This is a genomic window from Nocardia sp. NPDC056611 (genome assembly GCF_042792755.1).
In the GTDB taxonomy this organism is placed as follows: domain Bacteria; phylum Actinomycetota; class Actinomycetes; order Mycobacteriales; family Mycobacteriaceae; genus Nocardia.
Genome location: NZ_JBHTVV010000006.1, coordinates 212,603 through 233,306 on the forward strand (window position 1 = coordinate 212,603; position 20,704 = coordinate 233,306).

Sequence of the window (20,704 nt, forward strand, 5' to 3'; positions counted from 1 at the left end):
GGTAGTCGTGAACAAGATCAATCGGCGTAGGGCCGTATTCGCCGCTACCGCTGTCAGTTTCAGCCTCGTCCTCGCCGGGTGCGGGGGCACGGTCTCCGGGTCTCCCGCGGCAGGCGAGATCGACATCCGAAACCTGGCCATCGGCAACTACCCGACCACGCCCCTGGACTTCCGCGCTTCCTACGATCACTCGTCCCGTGACGGCAGCGCCATCGCTGTCGCACGGCTCGGCGACGCCGTGGTGAGCGGCGCGGACGTCGACCCGAGCTTCAGCTACACGGCGCTGTCCCGGCCCGAGACCGGGTTCGTGATCGCGAAGGCCGCCAGGCCGGTGCTCGACGACAATCACCTGATGCTGGCCTATTCGACCACGGTCAGCGACCACTCCCGCCTCGAAATCCTCTACATCGACCACAGTTCGGGCAATTCGAGTCCCTTCGAAGGTTGGGAGAACGACCCCACCGCGACGACTTTCAACGTGACGGTGATGCAGTTCCCCGACGAACAGCAGGCGCGGGCGGCCGCCGAGGGCATCGATTCCGCCGACTTCGCCGTCGCGGCCGCCGAGAACGTCCCGGTCAGCCTCGACAGGTATCCGGCCGCGAAAGGCCACTGGAGACCCGGGATTCCGACCATGTCGACTACGTTGTCCCGCGGCCGGTACGCGATCAATGTCTCCGTCCGGACCCCCACAGCGGAGATCGACGGGCTGAAAGCACTGGCCACGAAGATCATCGACGCCCAGCTGCCGCTGCTCGACAAGACGCCCCCGCTGACCGCGCGCGAGATCCTCTACCTCGACTACGACCCCGAGGGCATGCTGCGGCGGACCCTGCACCCCGCCGACTATCCGCGCCCCGGACAGGACGAAGCCGTGCGCACGGCGCGTGGCTACCTGCACACCGTCGACAACCAGGGGCCGTGGAAGCCCCTGCTCGACGACAACGGCGTCGACCTGACCGCCACGACCGTCAAGGGCGCGTTGCTGTTCCGCGCCCGCGACGCGAAAGCCGCGGCGAGCCTGTGGACGGGCATCAACGGGCTCATCCAGGGCGCGACCGACGCGCCGCCCGGCGTGCCCGGGGCGACCTGCGCCGAGAACCCCAGCCCCAACCGCACCAGCTTCTCCCAGGCCTGGAACGCCACCGACCGCTACGTCTGCACCCTGCACTACGACCGCTACGTCGCGCGCGTCGCCGGGGCCCAGCTCACGGACGCCCAGCAACGCGCGGCCGCGCAGTACGCGCTGCTCGCCAAGGCGCAATACCTGTAGCGCGCGGCTACTTCGGCAGCTTCGAGACCGCGTCGGCGAGGAGTTTCGCCGCCTTGCCGCACGCGTCCGGAGTGGCCGACTGATCCGACACCTGCAACTTCAGCTGCTCGGCATTGCCCTTGTCCGTCGGGCGCACCAGGTAGGCGATATTGCAGTCGTTCGGGGTGCGGGCGCCGATCACATAGGTGGTGTAGTCGCCGGTCTGCACGGCCTCGTAGGCCCAGTCGCCCTGATCGGGGCGGGACTGGTCGACCAGGTCGACGCGCACCCAGCCATTGGGGCCGACCACCGCGCACGCGTGCGGCGAATGCTGGCGGTCGGTGACCTCACCGGTGATGTCGTGAATCGTGCTGTCCTGCAGCAGGGAACACGGGTCCACGCGCAGGACCGACGTCGCGGCGGCCTTACGCTGGGGGACCACCTCGGTCAGCTGCTCGGCCACGGCCGCCAGCGCCTGCTCGGCGGCGGTGCAGGCGGAACCCGGCTGGGCCGCGGGATCCAGCTGCGCGGCCGACATGCGCAACGGGACATCACCGGCCGACTTGGCGACCAGGACCGTGTCGCACGTGTTGTCGGCCGCGCCCGCGCTGAGGATCGTGCCCCAGCTCGCGGTGTGCGTGGTCGGCTTCAACTGGTCCACGCCGATCGCGGCATCGGGAATGTCGAGGGTGTAGTGGACCTTTCGCTGCGACGCGTCGAGCACCGTGGTGGCGCAGCCGCCGGGCTGGGCCTCCGGATCGCCGGTGCGGGTGCCCAGCTTGCCGGGCAGCGCCTTGTCCAGGACCGCGCAGGTGTCCAGCAGTCGCAGTTCGGCGGCCGTCAGGTCCAGTGACGAATCCGTGCGCGCCTGCGCGTGACCCTGGGTATCGGAGGCGCGGACCAAGCCGATCACCGTGCCGCCCACCACCACGGCGCCGGTCACGGCCGCGGCCGCCCAGCCGATGGTGCGGCGGCGGCGATCCGCCAAGCGCGCCAGCTGATCCCGGTAACGGGTCTCCTGCTCACCACTCGACGCCCACCATTCGGCGTCGGTGCGGTGCGCCTCCAGGAAATCCAGCACCGGCTGCGGCCAGGCCGACTCCCCGGGAATGCGCTCCGCCTGCTCCAGCAGCTGCCGCGCCGACGGGCGATGCGCCGGATCGGCCGACAGGCAGGACTCGACCAGCTTGCGCAGGGCGTGTGGGACCGCCTGCAGATCCGGTGTCGCCGACATGGATCCGGTCGCGGCCAGCACCAGCAGCATGCCCACGGCGTAGATGTCCACCGCCGAGGTCACCGGCTGGCCCTCGGCCTGCTCGGGCGCCAGATACGCGGGAGCGTCGGCGGTGGCCGAACCGTCCTCGCGGGCGCGCGTGATGCCGAAATCCACCAGGCGCGGGCCCTCGATGGTCAGCAGCACATTGCCGGGCTTCAGATTCCGGTGCACCAGAACCGCGCGGTGCACCTCCAGCAGCGCGGACGCCAGCCCCGTCGCCAGCATGCGCAGTCCCGGCACCGGCAGCGGGCCACAGCCCGCGATCACCGTCGCCAGATCCGGCGCGGGCAGATACTCGGTGGCCAGCCACGGGCGTTCGGCATCGGCGTCACTGTCCACCACCGGCGTGAACCAGGAACCGGTGAGCTGCTTGCCGGTCTCCAGCTCCCGCTGCAGGCGGGCCCGGAACTCCATGTCCACCGTCTGCGCGCGGTGAATCCGCTTGACCGCCACGAGCTTTCCGGTCGGCGTCCGACCCAGGAGCACCCGGCCCAGCTCACCCGTGCCGACCACCGCGATCATGTGGTGCGGGCCGATCCAGCGCGGATCGTCGGGCAACAACGCCTTCATCGGAGATCCGCCGGGTTCGGCGCGAGCGGGCAGGGTGCGGCGGACAGGCCGCGGACATTACGCATCCAGGTGTACTCCGAGTTCTCGGGGTCGGCCGCGAGGAATTCGCCGGACAGGGCGGCAGCGCGATCGAGCCACAAACTAGCACCCGTTCGAAGCCGTGTCATGCGCAGCCACCCGCCCGCGGCCCCGTCACCGCGGGGTCGAACGCCCTGCCGCCGAAGCGCTTCGGAAGCGGTCCCTGCTCAGCCCCGATAGTGCCGGTGGTCGGCGCCGAAATCATCGGCGACCGTGGCCGCCAGCTCCACATAAGCGCGCTTGACGGGCTTGCTCAGGCGATGCAGATCGATCTCGGCGCCCTCACCCAGGTGAGCGTCGTACGGGATGATGTGGACCGCGCGGCAACGCGACAGGAAGTAGTCGCGCAACTGATTGATCCCGACATTCGGGGCGCCCGGGCGGGGCAGGTTGATCACCACCACCGCATTGCGGACCAGATGGTCGTGACCGTGCAGCGACAGCCAATCCAGCGTCGCCGCCGCACTGCGCGCGCCGTCGATCGCCGACGACGAGATCAGCACCAGCGAATGCGCCAGATCCAGGACGCCCGCCATCGCCGAGTGCATCAGGCCGGTACCGCAGTCGGTCAGAATGATGTTGTAGAAGCGCTGCAGGATCCGCGCCACCGCGCGGTACTCCTCCTCGCTGAACGCCTCCGACGCCGCCGGATCCCGCTCACTGGCCAGCACCTCCAAGCGGCTGCTGCCCTGCGAGGTATGCCGGCGCACATCCGAATACCGCTGAATGTGCTCGTCCAGCAACAGATCCCGCACCGTCGACCGGGTCTGCAACGGCACCCGCTGCGACAGCGTCCCGAAGTCCGGATTCGCGTCCACCGCGATCACCCGGTCCCCGCGAATCGACGAGAAGATCGAACCCAGACCCATCGTGGTCGTCGTCTTCCCGACGCCGCCCTTCAACGACAGCACCGCGATCCGATAGTCCCCGCGCACCGGCTGCCGGATCCGCGCCACCAACTCCTGCAGGCGGCGCTCCTCCGCCGACATGCCGGGATTGATCGCGCCACCGGACATATGGTGCACAGCCCGCCGCCACCCCGAACCCGGAGCCTTCTTCGCCCGGCGCAACGGAACATCATCCAGCGACGGGGCGGGACCACCGGCAAACCCGGCCGGGCCCCGAGTGCCCTGCGGGGGACCGGCTTGGGCCGGAGCGCCGTACTGACCGGGCGCGCCGAATCCGGGCTGCACAGAACTCATCCCGTACTGCCCGGGCAGGTGGCCACCCGGCTGCGCGTTCATGTCACCCCAGACGGGCGCGTCCGGACCGGGCTGCCCCGGGAAACCGGGACCGGGCTGCCCCGGAACGCCAGGCGCTGCGGCCGGGCCGGGCCCACCCGGGTAGCCCTGCTCCGGCCCGGGTGCGGCCCAAGGCATCTGCCCACCCTGCGGGCCATCGGCTCCCGGACCCCACTGCGGCTGCGCGGGAGCGCCGTCGCCCGGCATACCCGTGCCGGGCGGAATCATCCCGTCAGTCCGCGGGCCGTCGAATCCGGCGGCCGCAGCCTCGGGCATCGCGGCATTCGACCACGGGTTCGCATCAACCCCAACGCCATCGGGACCCTGCGGAGCCGACTGGGACGCGAACGGCCCCGCCGGGAAACCCCGCGGCGGAGTCGGCATCCCGGAATCGGGCTGCGCCGCGCTGACCGGATGCCGACCACTCAGCCCAGCCGCCGCGGCCTCGGACAGTGGTGCGTTCGCCCAAGGATTCACGTCCGGGTCCTCGGCCTCCGCCGTTTCCGGACCGTCCGCCGAGGGGCGTTGCCCGGGCATCGAGGGGTGGCCGTCCGGTGCCCAGGCTGCCGGTGGCACGACGTTCTGCCCGGCAGGGAACCCCGGAGAGATGCCCGAAATATCGGAATCGTGTGCGGTGGGGTCGGTCGAATGCGGCCCGGCCTCGGTCTGCGGGCCGTTCGCCCACGGATTCAACTGCGGCGGAACGGGTCCGGGCGGGAAGCCCTGGTTCGGCGGCATCGGAGGAACGCCGGAGGTCGGGGCGGGCGGCAGGCCCTGAGCGTCGGGGAAGGGGCCAGGCGCGGGCGGCAGGTGCTGCGCGCCAGGGAACGGTCCCGGGGGCGGTGGCAGCTGTTGACCGGCGTCGGCGGACTGCTGCGAGCCACCCGGGACCTGCGGCAGCGGGCCCGACGCCGGTGCGGAAAGACCAGGCGGCGCGGGCGGAATGTCGAGGCGCGCATCGGCAGGCGGCGTGCCCTCCACCGCGCGGTGGCGGCCCGGCGTCATCGCCTGATCGAAGTCCGCGTCCGGGTCCGAGGTCTCGCCGGCGCCTAGCTCTGCCAATTTCGCGTCGAGCAGGTCGTGCGCAGCGGCCGTCGTATTCGGCACGGGAGGAACGCCATTGCCGATGCCCGGGCGATCGGCCGAGGTCGGCTTCGGCGTGCCCGGAGCCGGGACGGGCTCCGGTTCGCTTGCGGTGGTACTCGATTCAGGGGCAGGCGGGAGCGGCCGGCGAGTCGTCGGATCGGCGGGCGCGATGATGCCGGAACCGGTCGCGTCCAGATCGCCCGGAGCCGGCGGCAGCGGCGGCTGCGACATCTTCGTGGTGACCTCGGCCGGATCGGCCGCGAGCGGATCTGCCTCCGGGCCGCCGTCGGACAGCTCACCGGGAGCCGGGGGCAGCGGCGGTCGCGCGGCACGAACCGCGGGATCACTTGCTGCTGAGGCCATTTCGCTCGGAGACGGCGGCAGTGGCATCCGCGTGGTCGGGTCCGCCGGAGGACGGGTGGGAGAGGCCGCGTCCGGGTTTCCCGCAGTCGGCGTGCCCGCGAGGGACGCGCCTGCGGGCTGCGCACCGATCGGCGTTGCCGGGGCGGCCGCCGCGGGAGGCGACGGAGGCGCGGAGAACTGCGGGGGCGTCAGCGGACCCGAAGAAGGACCGGGCTGAGCGGGTTCGGGCGCGACGGGCAGTTGAGTGGGGTCGCCGGTGAGTCTCGGCGGCTGGCCGGGAGCCGGGGAACCGTCGAAGCCCTGACCATCCGGGAGGCCGGGTGCGATGGGCTGGCCGTTCGGTGAAACCGATTCCGCGCCTTGGATATTCGCGGGTCGCTCGGCGCCCTGGCCTGCCCCCTGGGCTGCGCCCTGCCCGTTGGGCGGCTCGGCGAGCGGGGTCTGGCCGACCGACGGCTGCGTAAATGGCGACTGGCCGGTGGAGTTCGCGGCCTGCGTTCGTTCGGCAGGCGGCTGCGTGAAGGGCGACTGGCCCATGGGCTGGGGAGTCTGCGGTGCCTGGCCGACGGGTGTCGGGCCATTGGGCTGCGGCGACTGGGGCGTCTGGCCGACGGGTGTCGGGCCATTGGGCTGCGGCGACTGGGGCGTCTGGCCGGCGCCGGCGGGCGGCTGTGTGAAGGGCGATTGGCCCGTGGTCTGGGGAGCCTGCGGTGCTTGGCCGATGGGCGGCCGGCCGTTGGGTTGAGACGACTGCGGCGACTGAGCGGCGGGAGGCTGTGTGAATGGTGCCTGGTTGTTGGGCTGGGGCGGGGTCTGAGCGGCGGGTGGGGGCGTGAAAGGCGCCTGGCCGTTCGGTCCGGATGAGTGGCCGTTGGGAGGCTGATTAGAAGGAGCCTGGCCGTTGGGGTGCTGAGGAGCGTGACCGTTGGGGTGCTGCGCGGCCGGGTGCTGGCCGATGGGGTGGCGGCCGGAGGGGGAGGTCGGCGGGGTCGGCTGGGCGCCGTTGGGCTGCGCGCCGTTCTGGGGGAGGCTGAAGTGGGTGCCGGGGTCGCGGGTCGGCATCGGGGCGGGCGGAGTCGGCTGCTGGGTGCGCGGCTCGGCGGGACCGGCCGGGGGAGCGGCCGCGGGTCCGGGGGTTCGGGGGAGCGGCGCGGCGGGTTCGGGGGCCGAATCCTTGCGGGGCTTGCGCCGACCGAAGAGGCGGCGGCCGCCCTTCTCCTCGGGGATGAGGTCGTCCTGGGGGAGGTTCTCGACGGGGGCTTCGTATCCGGTGTCGGTGACGTCGCTCTCGGAGAGCCAGGGCGGGAGCATCGGGAGTCCGTCGTTCTCGCGACTCACATCTACCCCCGGGTGCCTCGATCTATCGTGCAGGACACGGCGTAGTTTAGCGATTCCCGGCGACTGCGTGCCCGGCGTGTACCGGCCGCCCGCGGCCGGGGCATGGCCCGCGTGACCGGGGAGGGGCACGTCACGGCACCCGTATTTGGCCGGATCTGGGGCGACGGGTAAAGTAGGTCGCTGGTGACTTACATAGTGGCTGTGGCATGTCTTCGTGCCGCCTCCAGTGAGTATGTCACCGGGTTGGCCACAGTGCACCAGCAATCCATCGGTGCGCCTGCGAAACTCATGGTCGACCTGCCGTAATGAGCTTGAACCAACCAGGTTCAGCCTAACCGGGATCGCGGAGGATATGGCGAAGAAGGAAGGGGCCATCGAGGTCGAGGGCCGGGTTATCGAGCCGTTGCCCAATGCGATGTTCCGGATCGAGCTGGAGAACGGGCACAAGGTTCTGGCCCACATCAGCGGCAAGATGCGGCAGCACTACATCCGCATCCTGCCCGAGGACCGCGTCGTCGTGGAGCTCTCGCCCTACGACTTGACCCGCGGCCGCATCGTCTACCGCTACAAGTGAGTCGCTCCTCGCGGGAGCGCATCAAGACTTCCGGGACGATATGTCCCGGGTTTCCCCGGTCGAACTGACCGGGGAAAAACTGTGTTCACGGCCAGTGAACACCAACCCAGATTGGATCTGACGTGAAGGTTCAGCCGTCCGTCAAGCCGATCTGCGAGAAGTGCAAGGTGATCCGCCGTCACGGTCGGGTCATGGTGATCTGCGAGAACCTGCGCCACAAGCAGCGTCAGGGCTGATCTCCGCCAAGCACCGAACGCAGTTCGGATTGGCAATAAGAAGCACTCCCAGCGCCAGTCGCCGTCGCCGAGTCCCGTCAGGGGACGGATGGCGGCCTACCCCCGGTACGGAGGCCGGGGCCCCACTTACGAGGGGACGGCCAGGGAGCAGACCTCCGCAAAAGTAAGGAAACGCCAACCATGGCACGTCTGATGGGCGTCGACCTCCCGCGCGAAAAGCGCATGGAGATCGCGCTGACCTACATCTTCGGCATCGGCCGTACCCGCGCCAAGGAGATCCTCGCGGAGACGGGCGTCAGCCCGGACCTGCGGTCGAAGGACCTCAGCGACGACGACCTGACCAAGCTCCGCGACTTCATCGAAGCGCAGGACTTCAAGGTCGAGGGTGACCTGCGCCGCGAGGTGCAGGCCGACATCCGTCGCAAGATCGAGATCGGCTGCTACCAGGGCATCCGCCACCGCCGTGGCCTGCCCGTGCGTGGCCAGCGGACCAAGACCAACGCCCGCACGCGCAAGGGTCCGAAGAAGACCGTCGCCGGCAAGAAGAAGTAGGGATAGCGCATGCCTCCGAAGAGCCGGGCCTCGGGCCCGAAGAAGACTCAGAAAGCGCGTCGCCGGGATAAGAAGAACATCCCGCACGGCCACGCTCACATCAAGAGCACGTTCAACAACACGATCGTGTCCATCACCGACCCCGAGGGCAACGTCATCTCCTGGGCGTCCTCCGGCCACGTCGGTTTCAAGGGCTCGCGTAAGTCGACCCCGTTCGCCGCTCAGCTCGCCGCCGAGAACGCTGCCCGCAAGGCGCAGGAGAACGGTGTCAAGAAGGTCGACGTCTTCGTGAAGGGCCCGGGTTCGGGCCGCGAGACCGCGATCCGTTCCCTCCAGGCCGCCGGCCTGGAGGTCGGCACGATCTCCGATGTCACTCCGCAGCCGCACAACGGCTGCCGTCCGCCCAAGCGGCGTCGCGTCTAGCGGGAAAGGAAGAGTAGAAAAATGGCTCGTTATACCGGCCCTATCACCCGCAAGTCGCGTCGTCTGCGTGTCGACCTCGTCGGAGGCGACCAGGCGTTCGAGCGTCGTCCTTACCCGCCCGGCCAGCACGGCCGCGCGCGGATCAAGGAATCCGAGTACCTCATGCAGCTGCAGGAGAAGCAGAAGGCTCGCTTCTCGTACGGCGTCATGGAGAAGCAGTTCCGCAAGTACTACGAAGAGGCGAACCGCCAGAAGGGCAAGACCGGCGACAACCTGCTGCGTCTGCTCGAGTCCCGTCTGGACAACGTCGTGTACCGCGCCGGTCTGGCCCGTACCCGTCGTGGCGCTCGCCAGCTGGTCTCGCACGGCCACTTCACCGTCAACGGTGTGAAGGTCGACGTGCCGAGCTTCCAGGTCTCGCAGTACGACATCATCGATGTCAAGGCGAAGTCGCTGGCCATGTACCCCTTCCAGGTGGCGCGTGAGACCGTCGGCGATCGCCCGATCCCGGGCTGGCTGCAGGTCGTTCCCGGCCGTCTGCGGATTCTGGTGCACCAGCTCCCCGAGCGTGCGCAGATCGATGTTCCGCTGCAGGAACAGCTGATCGTCGAGTTCTACTCGAAGTAATAGGTGCGCGTAAGCGTGCCGCTGGTTGTGGCCCTGAGTCCCTCAGGGCCGCAACAGCTCCCACAGAGTGGGCGTCAAATAGTGGGCGTCCGAAGGAGGAAGAAATGCTGATTTCACAGCGACCGACGCTGACCGAAGAGGTCGTGTCCGAGAACCGGTCGCGGTTCACCATCGAACCGCTGGAGCCGGGTTTCGGTTACACCCTCGGCAACTCGCTGCGCCGCACCCTGCTCTCGAGCATCCCGGGTGCCGCGGTCACCAGCATCCGCATCGACGGCGTGCTGCACGAGTTCACCACCGTCCCCGGTGTGAAGGAAGATGTCACCGACATCATCCTGAACCTCAAGGGCCTGGTCGTGTCGTCCGAAGAGGACGAGCCGGTCACCATGTACGTGCGCAAGCAGGGCCCGGGCACCGTCACCGCCGGTGACATCGTCCCCCCGGCGGGCGTGACCGTGCACAACCCGGACATGCACATCGCCACCCTGAACGACAAGGGCAAGCTGGAGATCGAGCTCGTGGTCGAGCGCGGTCGCGGCTACGTCCCGGCCGTGCAGAACAAGGCGTCGGGTGCGGAAATCGGCCGGATTCCGGTGGACTCGATCTACTCGCCGGTTCTCAAGGTGACGTACAAGGTCGAGGCCACCCGTGTCGAGCAGCGCACCGACTTCGACCGGCTCATCCTGGATGTCGAGACCAAGAACTCGATCTCCGCGCGGGATGCGCTGGCGTCGGCGGGCAAGACCCTGGTCGAGCTGTTCGGTCTCGCGCGCGAGCTGAACATCGAGGCCGAGGGCATCGAGATCGGCCCGAGCCCGGCCGAGGCGGACCACATCGCCTCGTTCGGCCTGCCGATCGAGGACCTGGATCTCACCGTTCGGTCGTACAACTGCCTCAAGCGTGAGGGCGTGCACACCGTCGGCGAGCTGGTCGCCCGCACCGAGTCGGACCTGCTGGACATCCGCAACTTCGGTCAGAAGTCCATCGACGAGGTCAAGGTCAAGCTGCACTCGCTCGGCCTGTCCCTCAAGGACTCCCCGGCTTCCTTCGATCCGTCCTCCGTCGTCGGCTACGACGCGGCGAGCGGCACCTGGAGCGACAGCGGCTCGTTCAGCGACACCGACAGCGGCGAGCAGGACTACGCCGAGACCGAACAGCTTTAGGCGGCTCGGGGCCAGCGCCCCGGATCTGCCTTAGACACAGGAGATTCCAACCATGCCCAAGCCCAAGAAGGGTGCCCGCTTCGGCGGGTCGGCGTCGCACCAGAAGGCGATCTTCGCCAACCTGGCGACGGCGCTCTTCGAACACGGTCGTATCACGACCACCGAGGCCAAGGCCAAGGCGCTGCGCCCCTACGCCGAGAAGCTCGTGACCAAGGCGAAGGGCGGCACCCTGGCCGACCGTCGCGAGGTCATGAAGGTGATCCGTAGCAAGGACATCGTCCACGCCCTCTTCGCCGAGATCGGTCCCTCGTTCGAGGGCCGCGACGGTGGCTACACCCGCATCATCAAGACCATCCCCCGCAAGGGTGACAATGCTCCGATGGCGATCATCGAGCTGGTCCGCGAGAAGACCGTGACCAACGAGGCCGATCGTGCCCGTCGTGTCGCCGCTTCGCAGAAGGCCACCGAGGCTCCGGCCGAGGCCAAGGCCGACGAGGCCGCCGAGGCTGAGGCTCCGGCCGCCGAGGCTGCCGAGGACAAGGCCGCGGAGTAATACTCCGGGTCCTTCGGACCAACCGGGGGTTTCCGGGGCTGCCCTGAAACCCCGAAGGTGGACATCCCATGAGTGAGCCCGCCGTCCCCTCCGGGTCGGCGGGCTTTCTCCATGTTAACCAGGAGATCGCTGTGACCGTGGAGGATCCGACGCCCGAGCCCATTTCGATTCGGGTACGGCTGGACATCAGTTACGACGGCACCGATTTCACCGGCTGGGCCCGTCAGCCCGGCCTGCGCACCGTGCAGGGCGTGCTGGAGGACGCGCTGTCCAAGGTGCAGCGTGAACCCATCCAGCTCACCGTGGCCGGGCGCACCGACGCCGGGGTGCACGCGGAAGGCCAAGTCGCGCACTTCGATACCCACACCGAGGTGGACGGCCCCAAGCTGGTGCACCGGCTGGCCCGTTTCCTGCCCAAGGACGTACGGGTCAAGCAGGCCCGGATCGCCCCGCCGGACTTCGACGCCCGCTTCTCGGCGATCCGCCGGCACTACGCCTACCGCCTGACCACCGCGCCCTACGGCGCCGAGCCGCTGCAGGCCCGCGGCGTGGTGCCCTGCCGTCCCGGCCCGGATCTCGAGGCCATGCGTGAGGCCTCCCGAAACCTGTTGGGCCTGCACGATTTCGCGGCCTTCTGCCGCCGCCGCGAGGGCGCGACCACGATTCGCGAACTGCAGCGCTTCGACTGGGTCGCGGAGGGCGACCTGCTGACCGCGTATGTCAGCGCGGACGCGTTCTGCTGGTCCATGGTCCGCAGTCTGGTCGGCGGCGTGCTGGCCGTCGGTGAGGGCCGCCGTACGCCCGACTGGATCGCCGGACTGCTGAACGAGCGCGAACGCGCCAGCGCGGTGACCGTGGCCCCGGCCCACGGGCTGTCACTGATCGCCGTCGACTATCCGGCCGACGCGGATCTGGCGGCCCGCAATATCCAGACCCGCGAGGTTCGCACCGTTCCCGGTCCCGCGGGCGGTGCCGGCGACCCTGAGGGCTGCTGCGGGGACTGACCCCCCCTTTCCGGCGTGCCGCCCGCCCGGCGCGTCGTTCGAATCCTCCGGCCCCACCCCGCTCCTCCGCACCCGCGACCACGCCTCCGCCGAGGTCGCGGGTGTGATGCCGCGCGCGCGATTGCGGATCGGGCGCGCCGATGAAAGTGCAAGTCCGGGATGAAGATTCGCTGTGCGAGTTGCGGGCAATGCGCCAATTCGGACGGTTGGGTGAAAGTTGGATGTTGTTAAGGGAATTCGGGGATCGGGGTGGGCGCGGGATGCGAGAATCGGGCAATGAGGGGCGGCGTCGAGCCCTCGGTGATGGAGGTTCGCTCCACGCCGGAGGTTTCGCAGCAGGAGACTTTCGAGGAATGGGAGGCCGTGGTCGCGGCCGCCTACGTTCCGCTGGTGGTGACACCGGTGCGGTCGGGGGAATTCCGGGCGCGCATCGTGCAATCGCGATTCGACGGCATCGACGTGTCGATGGTGACCGCCAGCGGGCAGCATCTGAGCCGAATACCGCAACTCATCCACGATCCCGAGGAACCAGTGCTGTTCGCCAGCATCACCACGCACGGCCACGGCTGGCTGGAGCAGGATGGGCGAGTGGGGGAGCTGGCCGACGGCGGACTGACCCTGCACGTCAGTTCCCGGCCCTTCAGCGCGCATTTCGAGCAGTCCTGGGGTGTGGTGGCGGTGCAGGTGCCGCTGGCCGAGGTGGTCTGCGCGTCGGGGGTGCCGGCGGACCGGATGCCGACCGCGGTGCGCTTCCCGCCCGAGGGCGCGGCCGGGATCGTGGGCCGCTTCTTCTGCGGCATCGCGCAATTGCAGTACACCGCACCGGAACAGGCCGCGGTGCTGGCCAAACACGGTACGGGCCTGCTGGCCTCGGTGGTGCAGCTGGCCGCGGGCGACCTGCCGCGCGACGAGCCCGCGCACGCGCTGGCCAAACAGCGTGCGCTGGCGTTCATTCAGCGGAATTACGCCGATCCGGAGCTGACCATCGATCAGGTGGCGGGCGCGTGTTCGGTGTCGCGGCGCACCCTGTACCGCCTGTTCGAGCAGGGGGGAGACGGGGTGGCGGCCATGTTGCGCCGGATGCGGGTGGAGCGGGCGCTGTCGTTGATCCGCACCGATCCGACGCGGCCGCTGCTGTCGGTGGCGCGGTCGGCGGGCTTCGTGTCCGAGCGGCAGTTCTATCGGGCCTTCAGACGCGAAACCGGTATGACCCCTGGCGAATTCCGGACAAATCATGCCTGATCAGGGGGCGTTTCACGGCTGACCTGAATGGGCAGTGAACTGGCACGGCTGGGCAGTCACAGGGCCGCGTCGGCGCGGCATACTGGGGACGCGCCGCCCGGTCGCCGCCTCGAGCCGCCGGTGACCGGGTCGGCGAGTTCACGGAGCAATCGGGCTGATTGGTCTGTTTTGTCGGATCAGTCAGCTTCATTCCCATTCTCCCGGCGGCCGCTAGTGGAATGATGCACGTGTGGGTATCGCTTCCACGGCCAGCGCCGAAGTCCGTACGACCTCAGAGGTTTCCGCGCGGCAGGCCTTCGAGCAGTGGGAGGCCCTCGTCGCCGATGCCGTGCTGCCCTCGATCGTCGAACCGATCGGCGCCGGGCCCTGGCACGGCAAACTCCGCTACACCCAGTTCGATCGGTCCAGCCTCACGCTGATGACCTCGAGCGCCCAGCGGGTGGTGCGCACCAAGCGTCAGCTCGAGCAGGCCGCCGGGGATTTCCTGCTGGTGAACATCGTGGTCGATGGCTCGAACTGGACCGAGCAGAGCGGCCGGATCACCGAGGGCGGCGCCGGGACCATCGCCTTCTACGACAGTGCCCGCCCGATCGAGAGCCGGACCACCGAGAACGCGGTGTCCACCATCGTGCGCGCGCCCATGGACGCGGTGCTCGACCACGCCGGCCTGGTGCGCGAGGAGCTGCCCATCGCGAAGGCGCTGCCCGCCACCGGGGCCATGGGTGTGGTGGCCGACTTCTTCCGGGGTATGGCCCGGCTCGGCGCGGAGGAGACCGGCCGTGCGGCGGACGTGCTCGAGTCGCAGGTCACCTCGATGCTCTCGTCGGCGTTGCTGCTGGCCAACGGGCACTCCTCGCCCGGGCCCGCCGATTCGGTCTTCACCCGCCAGCAGGTGCTCGCGGTGCTGCGGAAGCGGTACACCGATCCGGACCTGACCGTCGACGAGGTGGCGCACGCCTGCCTGGTCTCGCGGCGCACCCTCTACCGGGTCTGCGAGGAGATCGGCGGCCCGGCCGCGCTGGTGCGGCAGATGCGGGTCGAGCACGCCCGCCGGCTGTTGCGAGCCGACCCGACCCGGCCGCTCTCGGCGATTGCCGCGGCGTCCGGTTTCGCCACGGATCGGCACTTTTACCGGGCATTCAGGCAGGAAACCGGCGTGACGCCGGGACAATTCCGGTCGCAATTGGACGCAGGCACGCGCTGTCGGTAGCTCGGCACGGTATGTCGCTGTGACCGGCTGGCGTTCGGCGAAGGGTGATTGCACATCATCCGATCCGTCGAAGGAGCCGAGGTGCCCACGAAGGTGCGAGTCGCGGCTGTCCAAGCCGAGCCGCGATGGCTGGATCTGCCCGCCGGAGTCGGGCAGGCCATCGGGCTGATCGAGGACGCGGCCGCGGGTGGTGCACAGCTGGTGGCCTTCCCGGAGACCTTCCTTCCCGGCTACCCGTGGTGGCTGTGGCTGGAATCGGTGAGCTGGGGCGAGGGCTTCTTCGCGCGCTATCGCACCAATTCGATGACGGTGGGGCGCACCGAGTTCCGGCGCCTCGCCGACGCCGCGCGCCGGCATCGCATCCACGTGCTGCTCGGCTTCAGTGAACGCTGTGGCAGCGCGCTGTACATGTCCCAGTGTCTGATCGACGACCGAGGGGTACTGCTCGGAGTCCGCCGCAAGCCCGAGCTGACGCCTTTGGAGCACCAGATCTTCCGCTCCGGCGAGCCCGGCGAGTCGCAGGTCTTCCGCACCGGCATCGGCCGCATCGCGGTGCAGGGCGGCTCCGAGCAGTTGCATCTGCCCGCGCGGCGGGAGTTGGAGCGCACCGGGGCGCAGATCCACGTGGTGTCCTGGCCGGGCTTCATCGTGGCGCGGGACGTGGACTGGGGCGTGCGGGTGAACAACGCGGCCACGCTCTGGTACGCGGTGGTCGGTCAGCTGAACGTGATCGCGGCGTGCTCGGTGATGGACGTGGCGGGCAGTGAGAGCCGCCGCGGCGCGGAGCCGGCCAAGCAGCTGGTGCCGGGGCCGGGCGGGCACGCGCGGATCTTCGCACCGGGCGGTGAGGAACTGGCGTCGCCTCTGGGCGGGCACGAACAGGGTTTGCTGTACGCCGATCTGGAACTCGATCTGAGCTTCGAGTCCGCCGCCTGATTCGATAACCGGTCCGCACCGGTTACTGGTTCGTACCAGTTCGGCCCATTGGCCGGAATTCGTCCGATCTGACACACTCTCCCCAGTATTCGGCCGTACACGTGGCCGCCATTGTCATCGAGGGATGGGGAGTGGAAGGGTTACCACCGGTCAACCGGATCGAGGTTCGGTCCGGCCAGGAACAGACGTCGACGGAGGCATTCGAGCGCTGGGAGGCGCAGGTGAGTGCCGCCTACGTACCGCTGGCGGTTGAACCTATACCGAGTGGTCGCTTTGTAGGTTATATCGAATCCGCGAGCTACGGCGAGATGGATGTGTCGGTAATCGGATCGACACCGCAAGTCATTCGCCGTACCGGCGGACTCATCGGCCGCAGTGCCGACGAATATCTCCTCGCCAGTATTCCGACCGTCGGCACCGCGCGCTTGTGTCAGGACGATCGCGTCGCCGATGTCGGTCCGGGCGGAATCGTGTTCTACGACAGCACCCGTCCCTACCGCTGGGACGCGCCGGAGCGGTTCGAACAAGTCGTGGTGCAGGTCCCGCTCAGTCGACTACGCGAGCGCTACGGCATCGACAATCTCGAATTGCCCACTGCCACAGTATTTTCGGCAAACACCGCGCCTGGAATCGTGGGCAGTTTCTTTCGCGGGCTGGCCGAATTGCAGCACACCGATCCCGATAGCGCCGCGCTATTGTCCGCGCCCGGAATGGATCTGCTGGCCGCCGCCGCGATAGCCGCGTCCGGCCGCGCGCCGCGTGACCAGTCGGCGGACGCGCTCAATCGGCAACGGGTCCTGAACTACATGCGCGACCACTGCGCCGATCCCGATCTCGGAGTGGATCGAATCGCGGAGGGCTGCAGAATGTCTCGGCGTACGTTGTATCGAGTGTTCGGTGAGTTCGAGGGCGGACCGGGAACGGTGTTGCGCCGCATGCGCATCGAACGCGCTTGCGACCTGTTGAGAAATGCACCACAGTTGCCGCTTTCGGCGGTGGCGAAAGCGGCGGGATTCCTCACGGAGCGTAGCTTCTATCGAAGCTTCCGTTTGGAAATGGGCACAACTCCGGGGGCATTCCGCACCCTGGCATGATCAGTCGGTCATTCGGCACTCGTCGCCATTGTTCGATCGCTATAACTTGGCAAGGCTCCTCTTGCATGAGGGAAAAGCGATGAGGACTACGGTGCGAGTTGCCGCCGTCCAGGCCGAACCCAGCTGGCTGCGGCTCTCCGACGGCGTCGATCAGGTCGTCGAACTGATCCGGGCGGCAGCGGTACAGGGGGCGCGGCTGGTCGCATTCCCGGAGGCGTTTCTCCCGGGTTATCCGTGGTGGCGCTGGATCGATACCAATCAGTGGAATGTCGAATACTCGACCAGATGCCGCGAGAATTCGATGACGCGGGACGGTGCGGAAATGCGCGCGATCACCGCTGCCGCCGCCGCGCACGACATTCATGTCGTACTCGGATTCGGTGAACGCCAGGAGCGGCGAATCTATATGTCGCAGGCCGTGATCGATGATTCCGGGCAGTTGCTGTCGGTCCGCCGCAAAGCCGGTCTGAACAGCGTGGAACGCAAGATATTTGCCTCCGGAACTCCGAATCTGCCCGCGGTGCACCACACGCCGATCGGCAAGTACGGCGCGTTGTCCGGTCAGGAGAACCAGCGGCCACTGCTCACCCGCGCGCTGCGCGCCGACGAGGAGCAGATCCACGTGGCCGCCTGGCCCGGCAGCCCCGACGGCGACGCGGTCGGACCGGAGTCGAGCACCACGCTCAGCCGCATGTACGCGCTCGAGGTCGGCGCGTACGTGATCGCCCCTACCGCCGTGATCGGGGACGCCGCGTTCGGCGGCGTGGGCACCGCGCAGCGCCACAATGGCGGCCCCACCGGATGTGCCCGCATCTACGGCGCCGACGGCGGCGAAGTGGTGGCCCCCCTGGCGGAGGGCGAGGAGGGCATCCTCTACGCCGATCTCGAGATCGCCGTGACGCTCGCCGACAACCAGCCCTGCGACTCCATCCGCACCACCCGGGATCGCAAGGACAACACCCGCAAGGACAGCGCCCCCACGCGCCGCGGCTCCCGCCGCGTCGCCGCGGGCTGGCAGTCGGGCCCCGACCGCTGGGCCCTTCCCACGTCCCTGGGCGCCTACCCCGGCGGCACCGCGGCCTGCTGACACGAGCGGCTGCCAGGGTCTCCGTCAGGCGGGCCCGCGGGGTCGGCGGAGCGACAGGGTTTCAGGGGAAGCCCCTGAGAGGTGCTAGCTCCGCACGAGGCGCGCGATGGCGTCGGTGGCTTCCTTGATCTTGGCCTCGGCCTCGGGACCGCCCGCGACGGCCGCGTCGACCACGCAATGGCTGATGTGATCCTCGAGCAGCCCCATGGCGACGGCCTGGAGCGCCTTGGTCATGGCCGACACCTGGGTGAGGATGTCGATGCAGTACTTTTCCTCCTCGACCATGCGCTGCAAGCCGCGGGCCTGGCCTTCGATGCGGCGCAGGCGCTTGAGGTAGTCGTCCTTGGCGGTGATGTAGCCGTGCGAGGCGGTGTCGTGGCAGGACTCGGCGGTGTCGTGCCCGGCGGCGTCCTGGGTCGCGATCTTGTCGTTGGTCACCTGCGCTGTCCTCACTCCCGGGGGAAATACCCCCCTAGGGTACATGCTTCGCCCTGCTACCACCACTCACGGCCGCGTACGCAAGAATCGGGGCATGAGTTCGGACGCACGAGCAACGCTCGCCATCATCGGAGGCAGCGGCTTCTACGACTTCTTCGGCGATGACGCGACCACGGTCGAGATCGAGACCCCCTACGGCGCGCCCAGCGCGCCCATCACCATCGGTCAGGTGGAGGGACGCTCGGTGGCGTTCCTGCCCCGGCACGGCCGCAAGCACGAGTTCTCGCCGCACACCGTGCCCTACCGCGCCAATATGTGGGCGCTGCGCACCCTGGGCGTGCGCCGCATCTTCGGCCCCTGTGCGGTCGGCAGCCTGCGCGCCGACTGGGGTCCGGGCACCATCGCCGTGCCGGATCAGCTCGTGGACCGCACCTCCGGCCGCGCCCAGACCTTCTACGACGCCGGCGGCGTGCACGTGTCCTTCGCCGACCCGTACTGCGACGAACTGCGCAACGCCGCCATCGCCTCGATCGGCGACGACCTGCCCGCGCACGACCACGGCACCATGGTCGTGGTGGAGGGCCCGCGTTTCTCCACCCGCGCCGAGAGCCGCTGGTTTGCCGGGCAGGGCTGGGAGCTGGTCAATATGACCGGGCACCCGGAGGCCGTGCTCGCCCGTGAACTCGAAATGTGCTACTCCGCAATCGCTCTGGTCACCGATCTGGATGCCGGGCTGGAGTCCGGCGAGGGCGTCAGCGCCGCCGACGTGTTCGCCGAGTTCGAGCGCAACCTGGTGCCGTTCAAGGCCATGGTGCGCCGCGCCGTCGCCGCCGTCGAGGGCGACGACACCTGCGACAAGTGCCGCGTGCTGACCGGCACCGGCGTGCAGCTCCCGTTCGAGCTGCCCTGATGCGGTCCCGGCCGTAGCGGCCGGTCACGCGTGATCGCCGCCCGAGCGGCCGGGGTACTTCGTTGTACCCCGTGGTGCGTCATTGCACCTGCTCGGGGCGGCATCCGCGGGTGGCGTTCAGCTGCCCCACACCGTCTATCCATCGATAGGCCTTCGGGTTACGTTCGGCCATGCCCTACGCTGGATTCATGAAGGCGGGCGGTCGTGACCCCCTGCGTGTCCTGGTGACCGGGGCGGCCGGTTACCTGGGCTCCCATGTCCATCGCGCCCTGCTGGCCGCGGGGCACGAGGTCATCGCCATCGACGCCCTGCTCGAGACCGTGCACGGTCCGAATCCCGTTGTTCCGGAGAATGTCTCGCGCATCGACATCCGTGATCAGGGTGCGCTCGAAACCCTGTTGGCCGAGGTGGACGCGGTCTGTCATCTCGCGACGGCGGTGCCGCTGCCCCATGTGCGCGGCGCGATCGAGCCGGTGCGCGGAGATCCCTCCAATCCGGCTGCCCCGCAGGATATTCGGCATTCCCGGCGGGTGGCCGGGGACGGACAGCGTGGGCGCGACGATTCCGGGCATGGGGCCGGGCCGTGTGTGCGTGCCCCGGTCGGCTCGGGGCGGGGCGGCACCGAGCGGCCGGGGACGGAAGGGATGCGTTGGGCCGCGCTCTACGCCGCGCACAATGACGTCGGCACCGCCGTGCTGCTGGCCGCCATGGAACGGGAGGGCGTGCCGCGGCTGGTGCTCGGGTCCTCGGTCGCGGTGTACGGCGAGGGCCGGTATCGAGGATTGCGCAGCGGGCCGTTCTATCCGGGCCTGCGGCGGCGGGGGGATGTGGACCGGGGGCTGTTCGATCATCGTGCACCGCGTTCGGGGGAGGTGCTGACCTGGGAGCCGATGGGGGAGGACGCCCCGCTGCGGCCCCGGAGCGCTTACGCGGCAAGCAAAGTCGCGCAGGAGCACTACGCCTTGGCGTGGGTGGCCAATACCGGGGGCAATGCCGCGGTGCTGCGCTACCACAATCTCTACGGCGACGCGGTGGCCGACGGGCGGCGGGTGCGGTCCGCTGAAACTGGTGTGGTGGCGCGGTTCCGGGCCGAACTGGCGGCGGGCCGCCCGCCGCGAGTGTTCGAGGACGGCGGGCAGGTCCGGGATTTCATGCACGTGCGCGACGCGGCGCTGGCGACCGTGGCCGCGGTGGAGCGCCCGATGCCCGGGTTCGTGCCCTTGAATATCGCCTCGGGACGGCCGCTGACCCTGTGGGAGGTGGCCTCGACCATGGCCAAGGCGGTCGACGGGCCGCCGCCGGTGGTGACCGGGCAGTGCCGGACCACCGATGTCCGGCATGTGGTCGCGCATCCGGAAAGAGCCCGGCACGCCCTGAATTTCACGGCCCCCACCGCGCCCGCCACAGGGCTCGCGGAGTACGCCAAGCGCGGCGCGGGGCGGCGTTGAGCG

20 protein-coding genes are annotated in these 20,704 nt (G+C 69.2%); 16 read left to right on the top strand and 4 right to left on the bottom strand.

Features of this window, described 5'->3' with window-relative positions; genetic code table 11:
* The first annotated feature begins 7 nt into the window (after nt 1–7).
* Nucleotides 8–1,273, top strand: a complete 1,266-nt coding sequence (locus tag ACFRAQ_RS28975) for a hypothetical protein (protein ID WP_379105217.1) — start codon at nt 8–10, stop codon at nt 1,271–1,273.
* Between the two features lie 7 nt (nt 1,274–1,280).
* Here ACFRAQ_RS28975 and ACFRAQ_RS28980 read toward each other — a convergent pair whose 3' ends face one another.
* The 3 genes from ACFRAQ_RS28980 to ACFRAQ_RS28990 form a co-directional block, all read right to left on the bottom strand.
* Nucleotides 1,281–3,098, bottom strand: coding sequence for a serine/threonine-protein kinase (locus tag ACFRAQ_RS28980; protein WP_379105219.1), 1,818 nt, complete (start codon nt 3,096–3,098; stop codon nt 1,281–1,283).
* Nucleotides 3,095–3,238 (bottom strand): hypothetical protein, encoded by a 144-nt coding sequence (locus ACFRAQ_RS28985; RefSeq protein WP_379105221.1) that lies wholly within the window; start codon nt 3,236–3,238, stop codon nt 3,095–3,097. The genes ACFRAQ_RS28980 and ACFRAQ_RS28985 overlap by 4 nt, the downstream gene beginning before the upstream one ends.
* A 105-nt stretch (nt 3,239–3,343) precedes the next feature.
* A complete protein-coding gene (locus ACFRAQ_RS28990) occupies nt 3,344–7,204 on the bottom strand; it encodes an AAA family ATPase (RefSeq protein WP_379105223.1) in 3,861 nt (1,286 codons plus the stop codon).
* A 352-nt stretch (nt 7,205–7,556) separates the two neighbouring features.
* Here ACFRAQ_RS28990 and infA point away from each other — a divergent pair, with 352 nt between their 5' ends.
* The 13 genes from infA (at nt 7,557) to ACFRAQ_RS29055 (ending at nt 17,905) form a co-directional block, all read left to right on the top strand.
* Complete coding sequence (gene infA, locus ACFRAQ_RS28995) at nt 7,557–7,778, top strand: translation initiation factor IF-1 (RefSeq protein WP_040804562.1); 222 nt, start codon at nt 7,557–7,559, stop codon at nt 7,776–7,778.
* 122 nt (nt 7,779–7,900) lie between these two features.
* On the top strand, nt 7,901–8,014 hold the full coding sequence (gene rpmJ, locus ACFRAQ_RS29000; protein WP_033085975.1) for a 50S ribosomal protein L36: 114 nt from the start codon (nt 7,901–7,903) through the stop codon (nt 8,012–8,014).
* Between the two features lie 180 nt (nt 8,015–8,194).
* Nucleotides 8,195–8,566 carry a 30S ribosomal protein S13 gene (gene rpsM, locus ACFRAQ_RS29005; RefSeq protein ID WP_326309472.1) on the top strand — a complete coding sequence of 124 codons (372 nt, stop codon included), beginning with the start codon at nt 8,195–8,197 and terminating at the stop codon, nt 8,564–8,566.
* A 9-nt stretch (nt 8,567–8,575) separates the two neighbouring features.
* Nucleotides 8,576–8,989 carry a 30S ribosomal protein S11 gene (gene rpsK, locus ACFRAQ_RS29010; RefSeq protein WP_213557959.1) on the top strand — a complete coding sequence of 138 codons (414 nt, stop codon included), beginning with the start codon at nt 8,576–8,578 and terminating at the stop codon, nt 8,987–8,989.
* 21 nt (nt 8,990–9,010) lie between these two features.
* A complete protein-coding gene (rpsD, locus tag ACFRAQ_RS29015; protein WP_357088930.1) occupies nt 9,011–9,616 on the top strand; it encodes a 30S ribosomal protein S4 in 606 nt (201 codons plus the stop codon).
* A 104-nt stretch (nt 9,617–9,720) separates the two neighbouring features.
* Nucleotides 9,721–10,779: a DNA-directed RNA polymerase subunit alpha gene (locus ACFRAQ_RS29020; RefSeq protein ID WP_033085978.1), complete on the top strand. Its 1,059-nt coding sequence runs from the start codon at nt 9,721–9,723 to the stop codon at nt 10,777–10,779.
* Between the two features lie 52 nt (nt 10,780–10,831).
* Complete coding sequence (gene rplQ / locus ACFRAQ_RS29025) at nt 10,832–11,332, top strand: 50S ribosomal protein L17 (protein ID WP_379105226.1); 501 nt, start codon at nt 10,832–10,834, stop codon at nt 11,330–11,332.
* A 68-nt stretch (nt 11,333–11,400) separates the two neighbouring features.
* The gene (gene truA / locus ACFRAQ_RS29030) at nt 11,401–12,336 is read left to right on the top strand and encodes a tRNA pseudouridine(38-40) synthase TruA (protein WP_379105228.1); all 936 of its coding nucleotides are present in this window, start codon (nt 11,401–11,403) and stop codon (nt 12,334–12,336) included.
* Nucleotides 12,337–12,612: 276 nt separating this feature from the next.
* Nucleotides 12,613–13,578: a helix-turn-helix domain-containing protein gene (locus tag ACFRAQ_RS29035; protein ID WP_379105230.1), complete on the top strand. Its 966-nt coding sequence runs from the start codon at nt 12,613–12,615 to the stop codon at nt 13,576–13,578.
* Nucleotides 13,579–13,807: 229 nt separating this feature from the next.
* Nucleotides 13,808–14,788, top strand: coding sequence for an AraC family transcriptional regulator (locus ACFRAQ_RS29040; protein WP_379105232.1), 981 nt, complete (start codon nt 13,808–13,810; stop codon nt 14,786–14,788).
* A gap of 81 nt (nt 14,789–14,869) precedes the next feature.
* A complete protein-coding gene (locus tag ACFRAQ_RS29045; RefSeq protein WP_379105234.1) occupies nt 14,870–15,724 on the top strand; it encodes a nitrilase-related carbon-nitrogen hydrolase in 855 nt (284 codons plus the stop codon).
* Nucleotides 15,725–15,825: 101 nt separating this feature from the next.
* Nucleotides 15,826–16,818, top strand: coding sequence for an AraC family transcriptional regulator (locus ACFRAQ_RS29050; protein WP_379105236.1), 993 nt, complete (start codon nt 15,826–15,828; stop codon nt 16,816–16,818).
* Nucleotides 16,819–16,897: 79 nt separating this feature from the next.
* The gene (locus ACFRAQ_RS29055) at nt 16,898–17,905 is read left to right on the top strand and encodes a nitrilase-related carbon-nitrogen hydrolase (RefSeq protein ID WP_379105238.1); all 1,008 of its coding nucleotides are present in this window, start codon (nt 16,898–16,900) and stop codon (nt 17,903–17,905) included.
* Nucleotides 17,906–17,989: 84 nt separating this feature from the next.
* On the opposite strand, the gene ACFRAQ_RS29060 is transcribed toward ACFRAQ_RS29055, so the two are convergent.
* Complete coding sequence (locus ACFRAQ_RS29060) at nt 17,990–18,343, bottom strand: metal-sensitive transcriptional regulator (protein ID WP_379105240.1); 354 nt, start codon at nt 18,341–18,343, stop codon at nt 17,990–17,992.
* A gap of 94 nt (nt 18,344–18,437) precedes the next feature.
* On the opposite strand from ACFRAQ_RS29060, the gene ACFRAQ_RS29065 reads away from it, so the two are divergent.
* Together ACFRAQ_RS29065 and ACFRAQ_RS29070 are read left to right on the top strand one after the other, a co-directional pair.
* Nucleotides 18,438–19,253, top strand: coding sequence for an S-methyl-5'-thioadenosine phosphorylase (locus ACFRAQ_RS29065; protein WP_379105242.1), 816 nt, complete (start codon nt 18,438–18,440; stop codon nt 19,251–19,253).
* Nucleotides 19,254–19,441: 188 nt separating this feature from the next.
* Entirely contained in the window at nt 19,442–20,701 is a 1,260-nt protein-coding gene (locus tag ACFRAQ_RS29070) for an NAD-dependent epimerase/dehydratase family protein (RefSeq protein ID WP_379105244.1), read from the top strand.
* The last annotated feature ends 3 nt before the right edge of the window (nt 20,702–20,704 follow it).